The sequence below is a fragment of the Francisella hispaniensis FSC454 genome, from assembly GCF_001885235.1.
Taxonomy (GTDB): Bacteria; Pseudomonadota; Gammaproteobacteria; order Francisellales; family Francisellaceae; genus Francisella; species Francisella hispaniensis.
On sequence record NZ_CP018093.1, the window covers coordinates 1,793,888 to 1,816,498 of the forward strand.

Consider the following 22,611-nt stretch of genomic DNA (forward strand, 5'->3'; position numbering starts at 1 on the left):
CTACTCCAAAGAATCAATTATTTGATTCACTTTTTCTATAGTTAGATTTTCATAAAAAACTTTATCCACCTCAAGCATAGGTGAACCACAGCATGCACCTTGGCATTCAACTTCTTTTAGAGTTATACGACCATCTTTAGTGGTCTGACCAGGCTTAATAGCAAGTTTTTTCTCTATATGTGCCAAAATTTCATAAGCACCATTCAACATACACGAAACATTTGTACATACATTCAATTTATGTCTTCCAACCGGTTTTAGGTCATACATACAATAAAATGTAGCAACCTCGTAAACATCAACCTTGCTAACCTGTAAGTACTCTGCTAGGGCCGTTTGCAAATCATCGGTTAAGTAGCCACCATTTTGATCTTGCAAAATATGTAAACCCTCCAATATTGCTGATCTACGTTGATCAACAGGAAACTTACTTAAAACTCTGTCAATATCTTCTCTCGCTTGTGGCGATATTAAATCTACTAAAGACATCTTTTTCCTCTATCTATCTACATCACCAAATACGACATCTATTGTTGAGATAATCGCTGGAGTATCTGCTAACATATGCCCAGATAATAATTCATCCATTGCACTAATATGTGCAAATCCTGGCGCTCTCATCTTTAATCTATACGGTTTATTTGCACCATCTGATTTGATATACACACCAAACTCACCTTTTGGATGCTCAGTACCAACATAAACCTCTCCTTCAGGAGTACAATAGCCTTCTGAGAAAAGTTTAAAGTGATGTATAAGCTCTTCCATATTATTTTTCATCGCATTTCTCTTAGGAGGCGCAACCTTATGATTATCTGACAATACAGGTCCTGGATTAGCTCTAAGCCAATCAACGCATTGTTTGATAAGTTTATTTGACTCACGCATCTCAGCCATTCTGACAAGATACCTATCATAACAGTCACCGTTTGCACCAATTGGAATATCAAACTCCAACTTATCATATACCTCATAAGGCTGAGTTTTTCTAAGATCCCATGCAACACCACTCCCTCTTAGCATTGGACCTGTAAAACCGAGCTCTTTAGCTCTCTTGGCACTTACTACACCTATATCGACAGTCCTTTGCTTCCACAATCTATTATCAGTCAAAAGAGTATCAATCTCATCTAAAGATTTTTCAAAATCAACAACAAAATGATCCAAGAAATCAAGCATACTCCCTTGTCTTGGCTCATTTAACTTCTTTGCTTTTCTCTTACTAGTAAATCTAGTCTTTTGGTATTGTGGCATTTGCGTTGGTAAATCCCTAGCAACACCACCAGGTCTAAAATATGCCGCATGCATACGCGCACCCGATACCGCCTCATAGCAGTCAAATAAATCTTCTCTGACTCTAAAAGCATATAAAAAAACTGTCATAGCACCAAGATCAATACCACACGCAGCAACCCATAACAGATGATTTAAAATTCTAGTCATCTCAGCAAACATTACGCGAATATATTTAGCTCTCTCTGGGACTTCTAACTGCAGAAGTTTCTCGATCGCCATCACATAAGCATGCTCATTACACATCATTGAGACATAATCAAGCCTATCCATATAACCAATACTTTGATTATATGGTTTAAATTCAGCAAGTTTTTCTGTACCCCTATGCAATAATCCAACGTGTGGATCAGCTCGCACAACATTTTCACCATCAAGTTCTAAAATAAGCCTAAGAACACCATGCGCCGCAGGATGAACCGGTCCAAAATTTAGTGTATAGTTTTTATACTCTGCCATTATATAAACCCATAGTTATATTTAGTTACGAATCACTCTTGGTGTATTGACTCTATCATTAATCTCTACCGGCTCATACACAACTCGACCAAGATTCTCATCATAACGCATCTCAACATAGCCTGTTTGCGGGAAATCTTTCCTCAAAGGATGGCCAACAAAGCCATAATCTGTAAGCACCCTTCTTAAATCAGGATGATTGTTAAAGTAAATCCCAAACATATCGTAAACTTCTCTTTCAGCCCAATTCGCTGATGCCCATAAGTCACTAACAGAATCAACCAAAATGATCTGCGCATCTTTTAATTTACACTTTACTCTAACTCTGACATTATTTGCCATACTTAGCAGCTGATAAATAATTTCAAATCTATTGTTCACATCTGCAGTTTTGAAATCTTGTTGACGCCCTCTAGAAAAACCAGTCTGTGAAACAACCTTACCGACTTGCCAATCTGATTGACCATAAGTTAAATAATCTACAGCCGTAACATCTGTAAGCTGTTCAAAAAGATACTCTTTTTTAAGTTTTTTTAAAATCAAATGGATATCGCGTTGGTCCTTGATAATAACATTTATCTCATCATAAGCCACACAAACTTCAACACCAAAGCCACTCAAAATCTTTGTTATGTTATTAAAATGATCTTGTAATCTAAGACTCACGATTACTTCCTCGCTATAGTATCTTTTCTAATAATCTTATTCTGCAGCTGTATAATACCGTAAACCAAAGCCTCAGCAGTTGGTGGACAGCCAGGGACATATATATCAACTGGCACGATTCTATCACAACCTCTAACCACCGAATATGAGTAATGATAATAACCACCACCATTTGCGCAAGAACCCATAGAAATCACCCATTTAGGGTCAGGCATTTGATCATATACTTGGCGCAATGCCGGAGCCATTTTATTACAAAGAGTCCCAGCAACAATGAGCACGTCAGATTGTCTTGGAGAAGGCCTAAAGACTATACCAAACCTATCCAAATCATATCTAGCAGCGCCTGCATGCATCATTTCTACAGCACAACAAGCCAACCCAGTTGTTACTGGCCATAAAGATCCTGTGCGCACCCAGTTTATAAGTGCATCTGCACTTGCGGTTATAAAACCTTTATTTTCGTTACCTATTCCCACTCTAAAGCTCCTTTCTTCCAGGCATATATTAAGCCTAAGAATAGTACCACTAAAAATATAATCATCGCAAAAAACGCATGATCTGAAATAGCTGGCATCCCTGCACTAGCTCGTAGATTTATTCCCCACGGGATAATAAATGCCAACTCCAAGTCAAAAACCAAGAACAGTACTGCAATTAGATAAAAACGCACATCCAGCTTTTCTCTTGCATCACCAAAAGTTGGGAAACCACATTCAAATGTTTCTCCTTTAGTTTTATTTGGATTATTTGCACCCACTATTACCGATAAAACTTTACCAATAATTGCAAAAGCAGCACCCAAACCAAAAGCTATGATTAAAAATATCAATATAGGGGCAAATTGTTCATAAACACTTGTACTCATAGAAAAAAAGATGAAAAAACAACTAGTGCGGTAATAATAGCACAATTACCCCCTAATTACAAAAGTCTAAAATACTGCAGCAGCATGGATTAGCTATGAAAATTAGAGTTAAAATCATAATATGAGCGATATTGATAATTATTATTGTTTAGTGTAATATTCTTAGACCTTGTCTCACATAGAGTCGAGTCATTATTCCACGAATAAATTTAGTAGCTAAAGGGGTAAAAATGTTAAGGAAATCCTCATCGATATTATTTCTTAGCATAATCAGCTGTAATCTTTATTCAGAAACGTTACCTGAATCTACTTCACATAAAAAAAATATACACAGCTCAGGTAATGAAAAACAAAATGATAATCAAGATAATATTTCTGAGCAAGAAAAAATGATCCTAGAGCTGCAAAAACAAATTCAACAACTTAATTCAGAAGTAAATAGTATAATAGTTAGTCAGGGTTATAAAAATATCCCCAACCCAACTGACTTTAAGAATTATTCTTCAATACTTGGTGGATCTACTCAAGCATCGGAGCAACTAGATAATGTATCAGTTTCTGATATTGATAATAATATAAATATAGAAACTGGACAAATAATACTAGGTAGCAACCCTGATAAAATAATTTATAAAAATGGTGGTATCGATGTTGGCTCAGCTCCAGCAATTACAACCGGTGGTAAAACAGCTTACTTAGGGGCCTACTCTGGTAATAATACCGTTCCGATTGGACAAATTCCTGATAACCTATTTGCATCAACGATAATTGGTCAGAGAGAATATTTTAGTGATTATTCGGTATTTTTTGGTGGATTCATTGAAATTGATCCCCAAGTTTACTTTGGCAATAGTAAAGTAAAAGGTGTTAATGGAAACACGTTACCACAGAATGGTCAAAATATATACCTAACTACAGCTAACTTATATTTCTTATCTAACCTTGGTCACTATGTAACCGCACAGTTTGATTTTGACACAGATGAGTCTAATTCTTTTAGTTTAGGCAATGCTTTTGTCATTTTTGGCAATTTAGATACATCACCGTTTTTTATAACTGCTGGTAAAAGCTACTTATCAGTTGGCACATATGGAGGTGGCGGTACTATAACAAATGGTATAACAGATAATTTTTTTGAACCAGGTCAAGTAACAAACATATCTCTCAACTATAAAGATAACGTATGGAATGCAAATATTGCGGTCTCAAGTTCAAATGATAAAAAAGCTAATTTCTCTACAGGTGTCTTTTATGCTGATAGCTGGACAGACAACTTAGCTGCAGGATTTAATATAGGTTATATTTATAATCTCGCTGGCTCATCTGACTCAGGATCTTTTGAACAGTTTCTTGAGCAAAACAATCGCCAAGGGGACACTATAGGTTCCTTTAATGTTGATGGCAACTTAACATACAACCTATGGGAAGGTTTTCTAAACTTGGCTGCAGGTTGGGCAACTACAACCAATCGTGAAGACTTTAATGGCAATGGTAATAACGTGCTTGCTGGAGGTTGGTATACCGCTGCAAACTACTCTTTAACGCTAGCTGGGAAAGACACCAACTTTGGTGTATCTTATGGACAAACATACAATGCCATGTTAATACCTATGGCTCTAGCCAGCTCACCTACGAGCTTCGGGATGTCACAGTCCGGGATTAAAAGCCAACTTATTTTTTCTGCTCAGCGCTCATATTTCGATAATAACGTATTATTTGGTCCAGAGTATGTATACCAAAAGCTCTACAATAACAATAGTACGAACACTATCACATTTGACATATCAGTCTACATATAAGATCTACACAGCAATTAAGATTTGCAATAATAGCCATATTTATGTCAAAATCTAATAAGTAATATGATTATTTAATATATCCATATGTCGGAAAATAACTTTGATCTAAAAGAGCTTGGCTTTAAAGTCACACAACCTCGAGTTGAGATACTTAAATTATTTGAAAAACACAAAGATAAACATCTCAGCCCTGATGAGGTTTTTTCTAAACTTAAAGCACAGGGAAGTACAACAGGAATTGCTACAGTTTACAGAGTACTTAATCAGTTTGAGTCAGCAGGAATAATAAATCGCTTAAAACTTGATAATGAACAAGTGATGTATGAGTTAAACCAGGGGGAACATCATGATCATATAATCTGTATTAAATGCAATATGATACAAGAGTTTTATAGTCCAGGAATTGAAGCTCTGCAAAAGCAAATTGTTGAATCATTTGGTGCTGAAATGATTGACCATAGTCTTAATATATATGTTAAATGCAAATCCTGTCGTGAAAAAGAATAGATCTATCATTAAATCAATACACACAAAATAGTCCAAAGCACATCTTACAACATCTATAAAACTTCTATGTTTTGTCATTTGTTTTTTGAAACCTAAAAATACGATTTTCCCTAGCTTTTAACTATATATAACTATTTTCCTTTTTTATCATTTTTTTGCAATAAATGATTGTATTTCATTTTTTTATAAATGATAATGATATTCGTTATCATTAAATGAGGTATGAAATGTACATTGAACAACTACAAAAAAACAACTCCCCTATCAACATAGAATCACTTGAATTAATTGGACTTATAACAACTGACCTAAGTCCAACTATCACCAATATTAAAGCCTCAACTCTTGAAAACCAATTTAAAAGAGTTGTATTAAGCTTTTATCGTGAGGAGCTTCTTGGAAAAGCTACGAAAATTAACAATGACTTACTTTTTTACAATAAAAAGAACAATAAAATATTGAAAATAAACAGTCCTACTCTTAAAAGTCTCAATAGAATAGATTTATCAAATAATCTAACTATACGAGATTGTCTAACTAAAAAAGAAACATCTCTTGAAAGTATTGAGGAGCTTATCAGCTGGGCAAAAGATAATAATCCACAAATTAATCACGATGACTGGCAACAGTTTGAGTATGAACTACACAACTCTTTTGAAAATGAGTTGTCAATGAATATCTATAGAAGTTTAAGACAAAAACAACTTGCAAATACCATAAAAACTGCAAACTACTCAAACCTTTGGCAGTGGCTAAATAAGACAATGTCTAAAAATGAACAACTTGCCTTTCTAGAGCAATGGGGAGCAGTTGGTCATAAATATCATCCTGGATCAAAAACTAAAATTGGACTAAGTAAGTTTGAGAACATTCTCTACTCTCCTGAGTTTGAAAATGAAGTTAATATAATTTTTGGAGCTATACATAAAAATATTGCACATATTGAGATAATTGATAATCGTATTGATAACTATCAAGACTGGATGATCACTAATTATCCAGAGCAGTATAAAATTTGGTATCACGAACTAGATAATAGAGGACTTGATAGTAACAACTATCTAATGATACCGATTCATCCATGGCAGGCTGAACATATTCTCCCTATTAAGCATAAATGTTTAATAGATTGCCAACAACTAATTATTATCAATGATTGTAAATATACTACTAAACCAAGTATGTCTTTTAGAACAATGCTACCAATGATTAATAAAGACAAAACACTAATGCCGCATATAAAACTACCTGTAGCAATTCATGCCACAAGTGTAACAAGGACAGTATCACCAGAATCTGTCAAAACAGGACCTCGAATCAGCAAAATTTTATTAGAGATACTTGCTAAAGAGCAACACATAGCTGAAAACATGGACATATTAGTTGACATTGCCGGTATCCATACCACCAAAGCTTGTAGAAAAGATGATATCCGCCAACTTGCAGCAATTTTTAGGGCAAATCCTGAAGCGTCATTACAGCCAGATGAAATGGCTTGCCCACTTGCGAGCTTATTTGTCAAAACACCAGAAAACCAAGCGCTTATATGTGATATTTTGGAGATATTAGATTATGATCAACCTAATCAAATTTTAGCATATTTTAGAAAGTATACTCAGATAACATTGACTGCTTGTCTAGATTTATATCTACTCTATGGTATAGCTCTAGAAGCCCATCAGCAAAACACACTTGTTATTTTCAAACAAAACATCCCGCAAAGATTACTAATCCGCGATCTAGGAGGAATGAGACTACACTTACCAAGCTTTGAAGCAAGTGGATTTCATCTTCCTAAAGATACATTCTCTCTGACATTTACTAATTCTCAAACAATTACTAGACGTAAGTTTATACATGCTTGCTTACAGAGTAATATTGGAGAGCTAATACTACAGCTAAATAACCATTATAAAATTGCTGAGGAGCATTTCTGGACTATCGTAAAAGATGAAATACACCAAAGATTTGAGTATTTAAAACCACGAATTAGTGCGGATAAATATAAACAAGAATATACTCAAATATTAGAAAAACCTTGGTCAATCAAAGCACTTACTAGAATGCGTTTAAATGACAAACTAGAGTGTGATAAAGATGACATGCAAGGAGATATATACGTTAAACTCAAAAATCCATTAGCCTAAAAAATCATGAATAATCATATAAAAGCACAAATACTGCTATTATGTTGTTGTCAGCTTATAATCATAGCTGCTATGGAGATGAGTAATCCTTTTTTACCAATTTACTTACAATCCCTTAGTGATTTTGATCTACTACCAGTAAATACCTGGAATGTCTTAGCTTATGCAATGCCTTTAATATCAGCAATGCTTTTCTCTCCTTTTTGGGGCAAATATGCCGATAGATTTGGCTATAAAACAATGATCCTTAGAGCTGCCTTAGCTTTAGCTATTATACAATTACTGATATATCTAACAAATAGTGCTTTGCTGTTTATAATCCTAAGATTTATCCAAGGAGCTATAGCTGGCTTTTTATTAGCAGCTCAAAGCTATGCTGTAGTTATTGTTTCAAAAGAATTTAGAAGTCGTATACTTGCCTGGTTACAATCATCTACAGCAATCGGTATCGCTATAGGTCCTTTGATAGGTGGAGTTTTAGCCACCTTACTTAGTTATAACCAAATATTTTTGATTTGTGCTGTTGTAGCTTGCTGTATCTTTATCGTATTACTGATTAAATTAGAAAGTATCTCAAAACCTTCTTTATTATTAAAACAAGATAATAATAAAAATTGCTATCATAAAAATACTTCTAATAACTATTTAATATATGTTTATTTCTCGGTAATTTTCTTAGCTATTTTATTATCTCAAACAGCAAAATTTTTGCCACAATCATTTTTTGCTATTTATGCTAAAGAGTTTTTTAGCTCAGACCCAATAATCATAGCTGTTATTTACGCAGCACCTGCATTTAGTCTACTGCTATTTTCAGCACCGATAGGTTATTTATTTGATAAGCTCCTTAACAAACAAGTTAATAATCAATATTTCTTTGCCAGTAGCTATTTTATAATTTTGTTTGCAATATCCACTGTAGCAATTTATGTTCATGGATTTACACACAACATTTACCTTATATTAGCAGCTAGATTCATACTTGGAGTTACCTTTGCCGGCACACTACCATGCTTATTTAGCTTAGCTTGTAGAACTAAAGATAATAATTTTGGTTTTCTAATTGGCTACTGTAATACATTCTCTAAATTTGGAAATCTCTGCGGTATTTTCTTAGGCGGATTTATATTCCAAATATCAACAATGCAAACTGTTTTCTATATTACCGCTGTTATTTATATGTTTTTAGTAGTGATGTATATATGTCTACTTTATCTTTTTGAGCTTAAATCATCCAATTTTAAAAATAAGGATTTAGTAAATGTCTAAACTAAGTAATTCTAAAAGTGTCTTTAATAAACTTTCAGAGAATCAAATTGAAACAATTATACAAAGATATGCTTCGCCATGTTTTATCATTGATGAAAATGCTTTACTAGAGCGTGCCAATTTTTTTCAACAAACTATTTTGAAACAATATAAAAATAGTATTGCTGCATACTCAGTAAAAACTCAATCTCTAAGCACTATTATCCAAAAATTTTATCAAGTAGGATTTATCCCTGAAGTTGTCTCAAGCGATGAATTCCAGCTGATAGAAAAACTGCAGCTCTGGGATAAAGGTATAATCTTTAATGGCCCATATAAAAACGATGCAAGCTTAATCAAAGCGTTACGTTTAAATGCTATAATAAACTGCGATCACTTTGATGAGATATTGCGTATTGCAAAGATTGCAAAAGAGCTAAATATAACTGCAAAAATTGGCTTAAGAGTAGCAGATAATAAAACTCCTCAAAATTGGTCTAGATTTGGATTTGCATTATCTAATCAACAAAATAATGATGATATATTTGCCGTCATCGACAAAATACAACAAATACAGAATATTCAATTAGCTGGGTTACATTGTCACATTGGCACAAATATTAGAGATATCTCGAGATTTGCAGCAATGGCAAAAAATATTGCCGGATTGGCTGAGACAATTCTAACAAAGTATAAACTTACTTTAGATTGGATAGACTTAGGCGGTGGTTTAGCAGGAATAAGTCCTACTCTAAAAGATAAACAATTACACCCATACAGACCCTTTGATTTAGAATTATATAGCACGACAATAATAGCTCCCTTAAAAGAGTATTTAAACAAAACTAATAATAAGACTAAACTAATTTTTGAGCTAGGACGTAGTTTGGTTGATTACTCAATAGCACTACTAACAACCATAGTCGGTACCAGAGAGCAAAATGAAGATTTTCAGAGCTTAATAACAGATGCAGGAATACACACCATACCAACCACATCTACATATAGACATCCAATCTATCACCTAAAAACTGATGACGACTATAAGAAAACCATACTATTGGGTCCTAGTTGTATGCAGCATGATTTTTTAGATGATAATGTGTTTTTACCTAAGCTTCGATATGGAGATAAATTACTGATAGATGGGGTTGGGGCTTATAACATATCAAGAAATAATGAGTTTATTCATCTAAAGCCAAGTGTAATCCTAATTGACAAAAATCAGCAATATCAAGTCCTCAGAGTCAAACAAACACATTAATTAAATAGGTAATAAAATGCAGATTGATACTAAAAGTTTAAAATATATTCCTTTACTTGTTCTTTTAACATGGTTTTTAGGTAATATGGGCGTACATTTTTTACTCCCATTACTGCCAATACTTTCTAAAAATCTCGATGCTTCCGTAAAGCTTACTCAATACGTAATAGCTTTCTTCTTAGCTGGTAAAGCTCTAGGAATGATAGTTTATGGACCACTGTCTGAAATCTATGGTCGCCGCAAATTTATGCTTCTTGGACTAATATTATATATGTCAAGTAGTCTGTTATGTATGCTAACAACAGATATATACTGGTTAATTTTTTGGCGTTTTGTTCAAGGACTCGGTGTAAGTGGTACTATACTTATGGGTAGAGTTATTATTAATGACTCATATCCAAATGATAAAGCTGCTAATATATTCGGCTACTTATTTGCTCTAGCCGCGGTAATTATTGCTTGTTTACCTACTTTAGGAGGAATAATAGCCATATTCAAAAATTGGCAGTTAGCTTTTGCTACGATGCTAGTCTATAGCAGTTTGATATTTATAATAATGCTAAAATATTTACCCGAGACCCAATCTGAGAAACTCCAAAAACCATTTTCTTTATTAGGAGTCCTTAAGGATTATTCTAGTATCTTGCGTAATCGCGTATTCTTTGGTTATCTAATGTGTACAAGCCTAATGGTAGCTGGTGAGTCAGCATTTAATACAAATGCTGCTTTCTTAATGATAAAAACTTATGCAGTTTCACCAAAAACTTTTGGGATGATGATGTCTAGTTTGTTAATAGCTCACCTACTTGGAGCCGCTATCTGTGGTCGTTATGTACTAAAAAGAGGTATTTCAAATTTAACTGGAGTTGGAGCATTGATCTTAGTATTAGCAGCTGTATTCCTATCAGCAACATCTATACTTAAATTTGATGGTCCATATCTTACTATTACAGCGATGTTCATTTATTTCTTAGGAACGGGTTTTATCATGACAACAGCGGCAGTTGGCGTAGTATCACCATTTCCTAAAATGATTGGTACAGCCATGGCTTTTGCACTATCATTGGAATTTTTATTATCTGCATTAAGTAGTTTTATTACTAGTCACTTGTCAATTTCTTCTTTATTTCCTATCACTGTACTTATAACTTTGCTAAGTCTAAGCTCTTTTGCAATGTGGTTTTTCTATATTAGGAGAGATAAATAAAACTTTTAGATTAATAATATTGATTATCATTATCATTTAATTTAATATCTAAAAATTAATTTATTTTCTTTGTTTCTTTATTAATATGCTAACTAAAATTAACATAGCATCTATATGCTTTTTAGTATTATCAATTACGCCCTTTATGGGATTTTCTAACAGTTTTGAAAATTCTAATGAACAGTCGCAAAAATCAGACTCAATTGATAAACAAGGCATAGTCGAACTACAATCACAAATAGCAAATATTCAAGCTGAAATAAATCATTTAACCCAAATAAAAAACTCAAATGATTCAGTATTATTTGCTACATACAGTTCAAAAGTCGAAAACATTGGTCTACCTAGCTTACCTGATAATAACAAATTAGCTCTCGATATAATGACAAACGTAGGTACTGATAGTTCTATCATAAATCTAAGCGACTACCCTATTGGCGGTATCTTTGATAAAGACGGTGGTATAAATGTTGGTGGTGCGCCTGCTATTACAACTCGAGGTGAAGTTACATTTTTAGGTGCATACTCTGGTAACAACACTGTACCTATAGGAATGATATCAAGTAATCTATTTGCCTCAACACTAATGGGCTTAAGGAATAAGTTTGATAGTTATTCGATATTCTTTGGTGGTAAAATTGAAGCTGATGCACAGCTCTGGTTTGGTAGTACAAATATAGCAAATAATGCTACTAAATTAAGTAGTAATGGTCAAAACATAGCACTAACTGCAGCAAACTTATACTTTTTATCAAATATCGGACATTATGTAACCACTGAAATAGAATTTAACACTACTGAACTTAATAATTTCTCTTTAGGTAATGCCTTTGTCATCTTTGGTAACCTTGATACTTCTCCTTTTTTCTTAACTGCTGGAAGAAACAAACTCTCAGTAGGTGCGTTTGGTGGAGGTGGTCCATGGACAGGTGGAATAACAAAAAACTTCCTCTCTCCTGGTAAAGTGACAAATGTTTCACTAAACTATAAAAGTGATATATTGAATGCTAATGTCGCTGTTTTTGGCTCTAATGATAACCAGTTTAATTTTTCAACTGGACTATTTTATGCACAAAAATGGACCCAAGATATAGCTGTCGGTTTTAATACTGGTTATGTTTATAATATGGCAGGAGCAGGTAATCCCTCTTTAAGTAAGTTCTTACAGAGTCAAGGACAACCAAACGATACTATTGGTAGTTTTAATATCAATACAAATATTACTTATGCTATTGCTGGTGGTTTCTTAAATTTAGGTGCTGGTTGGGCAACAACAACTAATAAAAAAGACTTTACAGGCTCTGGTAAAGATGTTTTAGCTGGAGGATGGTATGCTGCTGCCAACTATTCACTTATTTTTAGAGGTAGAAAAACCAACTTTGGAATGTCATATGGTGAATCTTATAATTCAACAAATATCCCGATGACTTTAACCGCCTCACCACTTAACTTTGGAAGATCATCATCAGGGATAAAAAAACAGCTTATAGTTTCCTCACAACGCGCATATTTTGATAATAATGTACTTTTTGGACCAGAGTACTCATACCAACAACTATATAATGGTAAACATATGAATACTATTACCGTAGATATGGCTGTATATCTTTAAGTATTATTATTTATTTCTGTATATCTAACAATAATATAGAGGTTTAAATGGAAAATAGTTTATTAATCAGTAACTTTAGCAATGGTTATTTTTAATCTTGTTATCGAGTATCTCTATAAATAGTATTTGCTACAGTAATGCTAGATCTGAAATTATTATAGAAAATAACTGCTCAGTACCAATATTTTTAAATGTTGCACCTGGTAATAGTACTGGTAAAAAAATAGACAATCAGAAGTTACTTGCTAATGAATATATTAATCTCGGTCAGTATACAAATGATAAAATCTTTAATAGTACATCGATAATAAATATCAATTATTATTCGGAAAATTTACACAATAATGGTTCGATACAATTCAGTTTAAAAAATGGCTGGAAATCAAATAAAGCTTACTTTAACAATTTAGTTGGTGATATTGCTATAGAGCATCAAAAAGGTGATTATAAATATAAATGGCATAGTTATACTACAACATTAAAATATCGAATACCAATATTTACAATTTCCGCATGTCCAAAATATGCAAACATAGATGATAGTAAATTAAAAAATATCGAAAGAATACTTATCTTTGGGGATAGTTTAAGTGATACTGGCAACTTATATAAGTACACTAATGGAATTATCCCAAGATCCATCCCTTATTATCGAGGAATGTTCTCAAATGGTTCTATTTGGATAACTATGCTCAATGGACTTCTAGAAAATAAAATTCCAATTAGCAATTATGCTGTTGGAGGTGCTACTGCAGTTTTTGAGCCATCATGGACAGATTTAGGATTACCTTATACATTAGGTACAGAATTAAGAGCATATGCAATAGATAATGGCGCTCATGATACAGATAAAAATCTAGCCATATTCTTTATTGGAGCAAATGACTATTTAACAATTGATGCGGATCAAGATCCAACCTCTCTTCATATTATTGCCTCAGAAGTAACTGATAAAATCATAGCAGCAGTTAACAAAGTAAATGCTCAAATGACATTAATCATTGGACTACCTAATTTAGGCTTAACCCCTGAATCAAAAGAGATTGGAAATCAAAATCTTCTCAGAGAAGTATCTTTGTTACATAACGAGCTCTTAAAACAGTTTGCAGAAAATCAAACAAATATCGAGTTTGTTGATATAAATCGAATCTTTGAAATACTAATTAATGATACAGATAACTTTAACAAAGAATTCCAAACTTCGATAGATCCAAACAAAACCACAGAAAGCTGTTGGAGAGGTGGATATTTTGCTTACGAGCATACAAATCAGTCTAAGCACTTCTATAAGGGTCTGTTAACCTCAAACCCTAAACTAAAGGTATTACAAAACTTTAACAATATTACTTCTAGGAAAATAGATATGGGTAAGATACCTCTAACTCCTGATATTACTACCTCAATATTAGCTGCTGAAACTGTAACTCTGTGTAAAAATCCTCAAGAATTTGTATTTTGGGATGGAGTTCATCCAACTTATCAAATTCATAAAGCACTTTTTAAATATATTGCTAAAGAATATTTAGGAATAAAGTTATAAGAAAATCAAGAGTAATTAATCTAAATATCCACCGGCTTCAAAGCGATCGATAAAATGTTGGCTAAAATGAATTTTATTTAGCCTAATATTTTCTAAAAGTTTCTTATATTGCCCAGCTCTAAAAATATAATTTAACACATAATAAACATTACCTTTGCCAACAACTTTTTCGACTTTTGCTTCAAAATTACTAAAGTCTGCTCTCTCATCAACATAATCATCTAGTAGAGAGCATAATTTATCGATAGTTTTTTCATCAGCTCTATCAAAGTACTTTGCAACCTCATAATGAAACTCATATTTGCTATCATGAAAGAAAGGATAGACATTTCCCTGCCACGCTGCTTTATAGCTATCATCAACATAACTACTACTTAAAACATTTAGCTTCATAAGTTCATAGTAAAATTTATTTGTATTCATTATATTTTCCTATTTTATTTATTTAGCTCTTCTTGAACTATTTGATTAACTTGCTTAGGATTTGCTTTACCTTTACTTGCTTTCATAGCTTGACCGACAAAAAAACTCATAAGCTTTGTTTTTCCAGCTTTAAAGTCAGCTGCTTGTTGAGGGTTAGCTGCTATTATACCTTGAACTAATTCGCGAATCATACCCTCATCTGATACTTGTTTTAGTCCAAGCTTTTCAATAATAGCCTCAATTTCACTAGGAGTATCTATATACTCTGCTATCACTTTCTTAGCATTAGCTTGAGATATTAGATCTTTTTGGACATTAGCAATAATTTCTAATAGAATCTCAGTAGGAACAATATCACTAGAAAATTCTTTTTCAGCTCTATTAAGAGTAGATATTAGATCGACTGTTATCCAGTTATACGCTGGCTTGTATCCTATCACAGCTGCTACTTGATCATAATAATCTGCTATCTCAAGATTCGATAATAAAAATTCAACCTCTTGATCAGCCAAATGTTCACGATATACTGCTTCACGCTCTTCTGGTTTCAGTGGCATTTGCTTTTTGATACTCTCAATATACTCATCAGTTATCACCAACGGTAATAAATCTGGATCTGGAAAATAGCGATAATCAAAAGCATCCTCTTTTGCACGCATCGAGCGCGTCTCATTAGCATCAGCATCATAAAGGCGAGTTTCTTGAACAACCTTGCCTCCTGATTCTAACACTATAACTTGACGAGCATATTCATATTCGATAGCCTTATCAATAAACTTAAATGAGTTTATATTTTTAAGCTCAGCACGCGTACCAAATTCAGACTGCCCATGTGGTCTGATAGATAAATTAACATCACATCTAAATGAGCCTTCTTGCATGTTTCCATCGCAAATACCTAGATGCTTAACTAACTGATGAAGTTTTTTAAGATAAGCAACGACCTCTTCTGCTGACCTAAAATCAGGATATGTAACAATCTCTAGAAGTGGTGTGCCTGCACGATTATAATCTAAGCCTGTTTCACCAGCAACATAACCATGAACAGATTTACCTGCATCTTCTTCTAAATGTGCGCGCTCAATTCTGATAGTTTTCATCCCCTTTGAAGTTTCAATCTCTAGCTTACCTTCTTGAACTATCGGATTAGTCGATTGGCTAATCTGATAACCTTTTGGTAAATCTGGATAAAAATAATTTTTTCGCGCAAAGAAACTATCTTTTGAAATCTTAGCATCTACAGCTAAGCCAAATATTACTGCTTTACGAATAGCTTCTTTATTTACAACTGGCAAAGTTCCAGGCAAACCTAAATCTAAAAATGCTGCTTGGGTATTTTGATGTTGCCCATACTTTGTTGCAGAAGTCGAAAACAGCTTAGATTTAGTACTTAATTGAATATGGACTTCTAGCCCTATCACCATTTCCCAATTCACTATTAAATCCTCGCTTGTTCTAAAATAAATTCTTCAATACCGTAGTGCTTTTGATACTGTACGACCATCTGAGTCAAGATATTATCATTAAATGCTTTAGCCATAAGCTGTCCGCCAACTGGTAAAGCATTAGCAAAACCAATAGGAAAAGCTATAGCTGGTAAACCAGATATATTAGCAGGAATAGTGTAGATATCTGATAAATATGCCGAAACTGGATCTAGCTTATCACCTTTTTTAAATGCCTCGCTTGGAGATGCTGGCATAAAGATAGCATCAACTTGGGTAAAGATTTCATTAATTTGATCAGTCATTACTTTACGTAGCTGCTGAGCCTTATTGTAATAAGAATCATACTGGCTCGATGCTAAAACATAGTTACCAATCATAATTCTACGCTTAACCTCTGTACCAAAACCATCTGTACGAGATTTTCTATATAATTCATCTAAGTCTCTAGCTTCTGGATTACGATAACCGTATCGAACACCATCATATCTAGCTAAGTTAGCAGCTGCTTCTGCTGGTGTTATGATATAGTAAGTTGATAAAGCTTCTTTTAAATCTGGAACTTTTACTGATTTTATCTTAGCGCCTAGCTTCTCAAAGTTTTTAAGCGTTGTTGCTACTGCCTGTTGGATTTGCTCTGGTAGGTCCTTGATTAGACTCTCATCAATTCCGATTACTTTACCAGAGATATCTTTTTCTATATCTTGAGTGAAATGATTTTGTTTAACACCAACACAAGTAGAATCAAACTCACACTCGCCAGCGACTGCATCTAACATGATCGCGACATCTTCAGCATAGTGTCCAAAAATACCTGCTTGATCAAAAGATGATGCAAACGCCACCATGCCAAACCTTGAAGTACTTCCATAACTAGGCTTCATAGCTGTTAGACCACAAAAGCTAGCAGGCTGTCTTACAGATCCACCAGTATCTGAACCTGTACTTACAGGGGCAAAACCTGCAGCAACTGCTGCAGCTGAGCCACCGGAAGATCCTCCCGGTACTCTCTCTAAGTCCCAAGGATTACTAACAGCACCATAGTAACTATGTTCATTAGTTGAGCCCATAGCAAACTCATCCATATTAAGTTTGCCTAGAGTGACCATCCCTTGATCCTTACAGTTTTTTGTCACTGTTGAGTCGTATGGTGCTACAAAATTATCCAACATCTTAGAGGCAGCCGTAGTTCTTATACCTTTAGTACAAAAAAGATCCTTATGCAGAATAGGAATACCTGTCAACAATCCTTGTTTTCCTTGAGATATTATACTATCTGCTGCTGCTGCTTCTTTTAGTGCTTCTGCTTCACATAGTGTAATTACAGAGTTTATATTTTTATCTTGTTCTTTTATTTTTGCTAGATATTGTTTAGTTAGTTCAACCGCTGTGACTTCGCGACTATCTAATCTAGCTCTTAATTTCTTAATATATGACATTGCTCACCCTATTTAACAACCTGTGGCACCATAAAATAATCATCAACTACTTCACAAGCAAATTTATCAAAACTTGCACGATTATCTTGATCTTGAGGTATATCTTCACGAAATTTAAAATCAACACTAATCGGAGATATCATTGGTTTGACTCCTTGAGCATCGAATTTTTTGACTGTATCTAGAATCTTACAGATATTGGTAAGATCTTTGGTATACTGCTCTAACTGCTCTTCAGTCAAATCAAAACAAGATAGTTTAGCAATATGTTTTACTAATTTTTTATCCATTTAAACACCTAAATAAATCGTTCAAAGTAAATACCCATTAGATTATAGAATACTCATTAGGATAAAGAAAGATTTACAATCGCTATTTTATATTTGAGGGTTGATTTTGTACTTGCTCTTTTATGGTCGCTGGTTTTTCAACCTCTTGGCTCTTTTTAATACCTATACGTAACTGACTACTATTTAGATTGATTGGGAAACCATTATATCTACGCCATAACTCGTAGCCTAAGCTAACATCATTAAGTAATACCCAACCATGTACTTTGGTACCTAGTCTTAATACATCTGGGGGTGGCCAATCTCTCTTACCACTTTGTTTAACAAAAATTTTAAACTGTCCTTGAGCATTATTTTGTGGTGATATAAATATAACTTCTCCCTCAAAAGTACCTATAGCAACTTGCGGCCAACCACTAAACTGTACCGCTGGCCATCCTTCAAATTGTAACATCACTTTATCACCGATTTTGACAAGTGGTACATCCATACTATTTACCCATAATTCAACAATACGTGATTTACTATCAGGGACAATTGTTGCTAATACATCTGTATCTTTGACAATCACACCTCCTAAACCATGGATACGATCAACTATAACACCATCTGCAGGAGCCTTGACTAATCGGCTTTGCTGACGCGCAATTTGTACCTTGACTTTAGCTAAATCAACATTCAACTTAGCTAGCTCCTGTGTATAGTTAACCATCTCCATCTGTGCCTGTTCGTATATCCTTTGGGTACTAGCTCCCTTATCAACAAGATACTTATGTCTTTCAATATTATTTTTTGTATTTTTTATCGCTAATTTGACAGAGTTGATACCTAGTTCAATTGCTGATTTTTCTTCTTCCAATCTTGAGACAACTTCTGGGTCCAAATCTAGAACCTCAACAATCGGATCACCTTTTTTGACTGCATCACCCTCAAAGACATACCACTTACCTAGCCTACCACCAATTGGTGCAGAGATATTCTGTTGACGTTCAGATGGTGAAAGAGTTGTAACATCACCATAGCCATCGATTGTCTGTTGCCATGGGATCATTGCTAAGATAATACCTACTACAATAATGCTTAGTAGCACTAGCAAAATTATTTTCTTAAAACTAGGATCCTTCTTAAGCATCTCATACGATTTTAACTGCATCAAAAGCCTCTTACTGAATAGATATAATTAATGTTGGTACTGCTATTTTCTGCAATATCTGCGTAATTGTCATATTACTTCTATTAGTTAAGCCATATGAATCAATTAGTATTAGCAACTTAGGCTGTTTTAAAATAGCTCTTATCAAGTTCATCTTAAGTACAACCATAGTATCAAATTCTAGATTATATTTGATAGTCTGTGAATCAATCTTCTTCTCAAAATATTTCTCAAGAAAACTAACACCAAAAGCATCTAATAACTCGCTTAGATACTTTAATTTTTCTTGAGAAAAATCATTTTCACATAAATTATCTAATACAGTACCTGCGACAACTTCTATACCGCTAGCTATATGAATCTTATTACAAATCTCTTCTTTACTATAATTACTCAAACAAACATTATTTATCTTAATAATCTCTTCTGAATTATCATCAAAAAAAGCATTTAATAATTTTTGTGCCTGCTGTCTTGTCAGGCAAAGATTATTAAAATGGTTTTGAATATAATCAAAACGCGCTTTTTGATAATCTGGCAATGTTATCTCTAAAGAAGTTACTTCAGTTTCTAATTTAGCATTTTTATGCTCAGATGTTGGGCTATCCTTTTTGGAAATCTCTAAAAGATCTAAGATTTTGCGAATTGCTACCATAAAACCATAACAATCATAAAGATATTGACTAAATTTCAATAATCCTAACAATACAATATTTACAAGTATTTCTGCAGCAATAAGTTGACCAATCGATAGCTGACCATTAATTATTAAATAACTCCCAATACCCAAAAGCAATATATTTATAAAGATATATGTCAAACCAATATATACATGTTGTCTTAATACTACACTAAAAAAGTTAGCTCTGGCATCTAAGTAGTTACATAATTTAGCATCTACTTTTTTTACAGAGCTTTCTTCTGGGCGCTGTCTGAATGATAAAAACTCAGCGGTTCTCTCTTCAAACCAGTAAACAATATCATAAATATTGCTTGATTCTTTTAAACCCGCCTCATAACCAGCTCTCATTGGGATAAAAATAACTAGTACAATACATGTAATTAATAATATATCAAAGACTAAAAACATCGGATGATAGAATGCTAGAATAATTACACAGAAAAGCGTCTGTAGGAATATATCAAGTAGAATTATAAATATCACAGAAACTGACTTTTGTAAGAACTTTAGCTCAAAAGCCCTATTGATTTTTTCTCTAACGTTAATTCTTATCAAATCATTAAAATCTACTCTATAAATAGCTGATATTATCCTAAGTACAGTTTCGACAAAAACCTTCCTTTGAATATCCTCGACAAGCTTTAGTTGAAAAATCCTAACAAAGAAAGCCGCTGTTAAAAAGATAAATAAAATAGTTATTAGCGATATAACAGGTCTTATTGACAGACTTACACCAACAAGATTTACTAGTGTCTGTACTGAAACAGGGATAGTAAGAGATAAAAACCCTAACAGAATACTATATATAATTAGTGAATATACAGTGTGTTTAGGAATTTTTAAAACTGTTTTTATTTGTCTATATAACATTATAAAATACAAGGTCTTTAAATTTATACCTTCTTAGTATAATCAAGATTTTTATAATGTCTACTTCTGATATGTTTTTAAACTATTAAGGTTTTGTAAATTTACAAAACTATAATTCTGCTCAGATAAATTATAATCGATAATTAATATACTCTAAGCTTTAATAGATCGCTCAAAAACATGATCTATTTCTTTTAAGTAAGTTTTTTTGATACCCTCAAAATCCATCTCTGGAATATCTAAAATAATATTACGTTCATCTTGCATAACTTTTTGTAATTTCTTCGAGAAAGATTCTCCTTGTTTAAGATCAAAAGCAACTTGCTGAACGATCTTGTAACAATCCTCTCGCATAAATGGTGTATTTGCTACCAAGAAATGTAAGTAAAAACTTGATAAATAAGCACTAGTACTTCTAACCCTATCTTCGATAATATCTCTTTGCACAACAAGGTTATCGATAGTATTTTTCATTCTACGCAGAGCATAGACCATAATACCAAAGTTATCTGGCAGATAAAAACGCTCTGCTGAAGAGTGAGAAATATCTCGCTCATGCCATAGCACACAGTTTTCTAGTGCTATAGATACATGAGATCTTAGCATTCTTGCCATGCCTGTTAGATTTTCTGTAGAAATTGGATTTTTCTTATGCGGCATAGTTGATGAGCCTTTTTGACCTTTAGAGAAACCTTCGTATACTTCAAAAACATCACTACGATGTAAATGTCTAATCTCTACCGCCAATCTCTCTATAGCAGAAGCAATAAGTCCGTGGATAGATATCAGCTTAGCAATTCTATCTCTTGGGATAACCTGAGTTGATACTTCTTCAACTGGCAAACCTAAAATATCAGCTGCTTTTTTCTCATCTTCTGTAGTTAAAATACAGTAGTTACCTACTGCACCTGAGAACTGCACAGTCAAGCCATCTTTTTGGAATTCTTTAAGATCTTTCAACCTACGCTTAAACTCAACATAAGCACCAAGAAACTTCTGACCAAAACTCATTGGCTCAGCAAACATACCATGACTTCTTCCCATAGTAATAATTTCTTTTGTTTCTTCTGCCTTAGCAAGTAGCGAATCACAAAGCGCCTCTAAATCTTTGATAACATAGCTCATGGAATCACGGATTTGTAGGCTAAGAGCAGAGTCGATAATATCTGAAGATGTAACACCAAAATGAAAAAACTTACCAGTTTCAGCAGTAAATTGCTCCGCGATAGAAGTACAAAATGCGATGATATCATGCTTGGTAACTTTCTCAATCTCATCAACTCTCTCTGGCCTAATTTGTGCTTTAGCACGAATCTCTGCAGTGGTACCTTTAGGTACCATTCTATCTTCAAGCGCCTCTAAAATGGCAAGCTCAACCTCTAACATTTTTGCATATTTGTTTTCATCTGCCCAAATCTTTGAGATTTCTGCTACATCATATCTTTTTATCATTTTACTACCCTATTCAATAAGACATCTGTAAACACACTCAAATACATATAATTAGCTATGACACAAGCGTGACAATACATGATGAAGTATTTGATTCAACTTAAATATAGTTTAATTTTCTCAAATAGAGTCATATTGTCAACATATTTATAAATAATACTCCATCATGGTTTTACTAATTAGCTGAAGTTATTTGCTATAATATTATTTGCTTGATAAGTTCTAAACCTAAATCATAATAATTTAA

Annotated in this window: 19 protein-coding genes and 1 pseudogene; 8 read left to right on the forward strand and 12 right to left on the reverse strand. The window is 33.5% G+C overall.

The annotated features are described in order from the left end of the window. Genes FSC454_RS08795 through ndhC form a run of 5 tightly spaced genes read right to left on the reverse strand, consistent with a single transcriptional unit; the run spans position 1 to position 3,286 of the window. On the reverse strand, positions 1–489 hold the full coding sequence (locus tag FSC454_RS08795; protein WP_014549019.1) for an NADH-quinone oxidoreductase subunit NuoE family protein: 489 nt from the start codon (positions 487–489) through the stop codon (positions 1–3). A gap of 9 nt (positions 490–498) precedes the next feature. Continuing rightward, positions 499–1,752: an NADH-quinone oxidoreductase subunit D gene (locus tag FSC454_RS08800; RefSeq protein ID WP_014549020.1), complete on the reverse strand. Its 1,254-nt coding sequence runs from the start codon at positions 1,750–1,752 to the stop codon at positions 499–501. A gap of 21 nt (positions 1,753–1,773) precedes the next feature. Beyond that, positions 1,774–2,418: an NADH-quinone oxidoreductase subunit C gene (locus FSC454_RS08805; RefSeq protein WP_066046071.1), complete on the reverse strand. Its 645-nt coding sequence runs from the start codon at positions 2,416–2,418 to the stop codon at positions 1,774–1,776. Between the two features lie 2 nt (positions 2,419–2,420). Further along, complete coding sequence (locus tag FSC454_RS08810; protein ID WP_003017394.1) at positions 2,421–2,897, reverse strand: NuoB/complex I 20 kDa subunit family protein; 477 nt, start codon at positions 2,895–2,897, stop codon at positions 2,421–2,423. Further along, entirely contained in the window at positions 2,888–3,286 is a 399-nt protein-coding gene (gene ndhC, locus FSC454_RS08815) for an NADH-quinone oxidoreductase subunit A (protein WP_003022891.1), read from the reverse strand. The genes FSC454_RS08810 and ndhC overlap by 10 nt, the downstream gene beginning before the upstream one ends. A 230-nt stretch (positions 3,287–3,516) precedes the next feature. Between ndhC and FSC454_RS08820 the strand changes: the two genes are divergently transcribed. The 8 genes and pseudogenes from FSC454_RS08820 to fslF all read left to right on the forward strand — a co-directional run bounded on the left by FSC454_RS08820 (position 3,517) and on the right by fslF (position 14,610). Beyond that, positions 3,517–5,085 (forward strand): DUF3573 domain-containing protein, encoded by a 1,569-nt coding sequence (locus FSC454_RS08820; RefSeq protein WP_066046067.1) that lies wholly within the window; start codon positions 3,517–3,519, stop codon positions 5,083–5,085. Between the two features lie 84 nt (positions 5,086–5,169). After that, positions 5,170–5,592 carry a Fur family transcriptional regulator gene (locus tag FSC454_RS08825; protein WP_014549023.1) on the forward strand — a complete coding sequence of 141 codons (423 nt, stop codon included), beginning with the start codon at positions 5,170–5,172 and terminating at the stop codon, positions 5,590–5,592. A 227-nt stretch (positions 5,593–5,819) separates the two neighbouring features. Next, the gene (gene fslA / locus FSC454_RS08830) at positions 5,820–7,739 is read left to right on the forward strand and encodes a rhizoferrin biosynthesis protein FslA (RefSeq protein WP_066046064.1); all 1,920 of its coding nucleotides are present in this window, start codon (positions 5,820–5,822) and stop codon (positions 7,737–7,739) included. A 6-nt stretch (positions 7,740–7,745) separates the two neighbouring features. Continuing rightward, complete coding sequence (fslB, locus tag FSC454_RS08835; protein WP_066046062.1) at positions 7,746–9,008, forward strand: rhizoferrin export MFS transporter FslB; 1,263 nt, start codon at positions 7,746–7,748, stop codon at positions 9,006–9,008. Continuing rightward, positions 9,001–10,251 carry a rhizoferrin biosystnesis N-citrylornithine decarboxylase FslC gene (gene fslC / locus FSC454_RS08840; RefSeq protein ID WP_066046055.1) on the forward strand — a complete coding sequence of 417 codons (1,251 nt, stop codon included), beginning with the start codon at positions 9,001–9,003 and terminating at the stop codon, positions 10,249–10,251. The genes fslB and fslC overlap by 8 nt, the downstream gene beginning before the upstream one ends. Positions 10,252–10,267: 16 nt before the next feature. Next, a complete protein-coding gene (gene fslD, locus FSC454_RS08845) occupies positions 10,268–11,458 on the forward strand; it encodes a rhizoferrin import MFS transporter FslD (protein WP_066046053.1) in 1,191 nt (396 codons plus the stop codon). Positions 11,459–11,543: 85 nt separating this feature from the next. Next, on the forward strand, positions 11,544–13,070 hold the full coding sequence (gene fslE / locus FSC454_RS08850) for a rhizoferrin import outer membrane protein FslE (protein WP_066046051.1): 1,527 nt from the start codon (positions 11,544–11,546) through the stop codon (positions 13,068–13,070). A 47-nt stretch (positions 13,071–13,117) separates the two neighbouring features. Next, positions 13,118–14,610, forward strand: a pseudogene (gene fslF, locus FSC454_RS08855) (protein FslF). A 15-nt stretch (positions 14,611–14,625) separates the two neighbouring features. Here fslF and FSC454_RS08860 read toward each other — a convergent pair. The 7 genes from FSC454_RS08860 to purB all read right to left on the reverse strand — a co-directional run bounded on the left by FSC454_RS08860 (position 14,626) and on the right by purB (position 22,364). After that, positions 14,626–15,033 (reverse strand): hypothetical protein, encoded by a 408-nt coding sequence (locus FSC454_RS08860; protein WP_014549030.1) that lies wholly within the window; start codon positions 15,031–15,033, stop codon positions 14,626–14,628. 14 nt (positions 15,034–15,047) lie between these two features. Then, positions 15,048–16,469 (reverse strand): Asp-tRNA(Asn)/Glu-tRNA(Gln) amidotransferase subunit GatB, encoded by a 1,422-nt coding sequence (gene gatB / locus FSC454_RS08865; RefSeq protein ID WP_156470882.1) that lies wholly within the window; start codon positions 16,467–16,469, stop codon positions 15,048–15,050. 2 nt (positions 16,470–16,471) lie between these two features. Then, positions 16,472–17,917 (reverse strand): Asp-tRNA(Asn)/Glu-tRNA(Gln) amidotransferase subunit GatA, encoded by a 1,446-nt coding sequence (gene gatA / locus FSC454_RS08870; protein WP_066046046.1) that lies wholly within the window; start codon positions 17,915–17,917, stop codon positions 16,472–16,474. An 8-nt stretch (positions 17,918–17,925) separates the two neighbouring features. Continuing rightward, positions 17,926–18,207 (reverse strand): Asp-tRNA(Asn)/Glu-tRNA(Gln) amidotransferase subunit GatC, encoded by a 282-nt coding sequence (gene gatC / locus FSC454_RS08875; RefSeq protein WP_014549033.1) that lies wholly within the window; start codon positions 18,205–18,207, stop codon positions 17,926–17,928. A gap of 82 nt (positions 18,208–18,289) precedes the next feature. Next, complete coding sequence (locus FSC454_RS08880) at positions 18,290–19,360, reverse strand: efflux RND transporter periplasmic adaptor subunit (RefSeq protein ID WP_066046043.1); 1,071 nt, start codon at positions 19,358–19,360, stop codon at positions 18,290–18,292. Positions 19,361–19,370: 10 nt separating this feature from the next. Then, complete coding sequence (locus FSC454_RS08885) at positions 19,371–20,912, reverse strand: ATP-binding cassette domain-containing protein (protein ID WP_066046040.1); 1,542 nt, start codon at positions 20,910–20,912, stop codon at positions 19,371–19,373. A 153-nt stretch (positions 20,913–21,065) separates the two neighbouring features. Next, a complete protein-coding gene (purB, locus tag FSC454_RS08890; RefSeq protein WP_066046036.1) occupies positions 21,066–22,364 on the reverse strand; it encodes an adenylosuccinate lyase in 1,299 nt (432 codons plus the stop codon). Positions 22,365–22,611: the final 247 nt, after the last annotated feature.